The sequence below is a fragment of the Paenibacillus sp. NPDC058898 genome, assembly GCF_049316025.1.
GTDB lineage: Bacteria > Bacillota > Bacilli > Paenibacillales > Paenibacillaceae > Paenibacillus_AQ.
In genome coordinates this window covers 1-1454 of the sequence record NZ_JBMOSM010000038.1, presented here as the reverse complement: position 1 = coordinate 1454, position 1454 = coordinate 1, and the positions used below count along the sequence as shown (strand labels likewise).

The window sequence follows — 1454 nt, the reverse complement described above, 5'->3', positions numbered from 1 at the left end:
AGTATATACCATTTTAAAAGTATTGTCAATACCCTTAAAAGAGTACAAAGCATACCCCCACACGGTAACGAACTTACTTTTAAAAAAGTACAATTTAGAGCCTTGAAATAGCGAGGGTATACTTTTTTTTACACTCATTTCATACCCCCACAGAGTATAAAACTTACCTCCACAGAGTATAAAACTTACCTCCACAGAGTATAAAAATTGGCTGAAAGCCACGGAATACGTGGTTCCCAGTATCTTATATCTTGTATTACCCTCTTTTGACCTTCGTTATAGCAATCAAAAATAAGGGCATTTTCAGCCCGTTAGATTGCATTCGGATAGGACGGATCTACCGCAACGCGAAGCAGGTTCCACAAGCCTCGTTATGGTGATTGAGTGGGTGGCCTAGGCCGTAGGACGACGGCAAACCATGAGATCAACAGAGCGAGAGCACTGGGGAAAGCCATCGCCCGAATGGGCTGGCGTCCTGTAAATGCGGTAGCTCCGTCGGATCTATGTGCTGCAATCGAGCCTAACGCCTCACTGCGTTCGTTGTTGGGCCATTTGACACGCTTGGCCAAAAAGCCGGCCAACCATGTCAAACGACCTTAATCGGCTCGCTAATGGGCTATCAGGAGCTTCTAGGGTGGAATGGGATCGATGGATCACCATCGTCACTGTCCAACCCGCTTTTGATTTTCGGGGACTGACAGCACACCCCCACATTCCCTGGAGGGAAATGTTCAGGGGTGTAATGGCACCGTTGCCGGTGCTGTTCTGGTGATAAAAGCAAGGGCAACGCAGCTTTTAAAAACAGACAGCCTCTGGAATAAACCGGAACGGTTTATGTAAGACATTGCCGATTTTGATTGTAAGCTTTTGACCTGTTGTAGATCTTGATCTTGATCTTGCTGTTGATCTTCCTCGCGTAGCGAGGCCCATGCACTCGTAGAGTGCTTTAATGGGCTAAAACACTCCTTCGGAATGTGATGTATCAAGGAATAAAATAGAGGCATTTAAAGGCTTTATAAAGCACCAAGTTGCTTTAAAGCACAAGTAGTGCTTTATAAGCACTTGATTATCTGAAAATAAATGTTACAACATGATCATATAACAATGATATCGCACCATGAAAAATTTCGTTTCATTCAATGCCAAGTATTATAAAAATTCAAATGCGTCTGGTGAGATAGGACACGTTCAACGTGCCTTTGCCAAAAATACCAACCAAATAGTCGAATTCGCCAAAGATAATTTTGGTTGTGGCTATAACATCTATGATCGATATAAGGACGTTTTTAATCAAGTAGAAGGTATTAAAAATAAGAAAATACAAAAAACCGCCAATACATTCATGGATGGGGTTTTGTCATTTTCAAGAGATCAGATGATGGAGATCATGAAAGACCCTGACTGGAAAACATCGTTTTCCGATCATATTGAGCAGTTTATGCAAGATGTAAAAG

The 1454-nt window shown here is 42.3% G+C and carries 2 protein-coding genes; both read left to right on the top strand.

Translation table 11 applies throughout. The annotated features are described in order from the left end of the window. The first annotated feature begins 384 nt into the window (after positions 1-384). Positions 385-600: a hypothetical protein gene (locus ACOZB4_RS34060; protein WP_422759741.1), complete on the top strand. Its 216-nt coding sequence runs from the start codon at positions 385-387 to the stop codon at positions 598-600. A 517-nt stretch (positions 601-1117) separates the two neighbouring features. Beyond that, on the top strand, positions 1118-1454 hold a 337-nt coding region (locus tag ACOZB4_RS34055; RefSeq protein ID WP_422759740.1), incomplete at its 3' end, for a hypothetical protein.